At 65.2% G+C, this 379-nt stretch carries 1 pseudogene; it reads left to right on the top strand.

From position 1 onward, the window contains the following. Positions 1 to 379, top strand: a pseudogene (locus JWG88_RS21530) (aromatic acid/H+ symport family MFS transporter); the annotation flags it as partial.

Raw genomic sequence — 379 nt, 5'->3', positions numbered from 1 at the left:
GGGCATGGCCGGCGGTGGCTTCATTTCCGCCAAGTTGATCCCGGCCTTCGGCTGGCACAGCCTGCTGCTGATCGGCGGGATCCTGCCGCTGATCCTGGCCGTGGTGCTGCTGGTCTGGCTGCCCGAGTCAGCGCGTTATCTGGTGGTGCGCAATCGGGGGACGGACAAGGTGCGCCAGACCCTGGCGCCGATAGCCCCGGCCATCGTCGGCGAAGCGGGCAGCTTCAGCGTCCCCGAGCAGAAGACCGTGAAGGCGCGCAACGTGTTCGCGGTGATCTTCTCCGGTACCTACAGCGTCGGCACCTTGCTGCTGTGGCTGACCTATTTCATGGGCCTGGTGATTGTCTACCTGCTGACCAGCTGGTTGCCGACCCTGATG

The sequence above is a fragment of the Desulfopila inferna genome (assembly GCF_016919005.1).
Taxonomy (GTDB): Bacteria; Desulfobacterota; Desulfobulbia; order Desulfobulbales; family Desulfocapsaceae; genus Desulfopila_A; species Desulfopila_A inferna.
The sequence above is the reverse complement of the archived record's forward strand: the minus strand, read 5'-3'. Positions and strand labels throughout refer to the sequence as shown.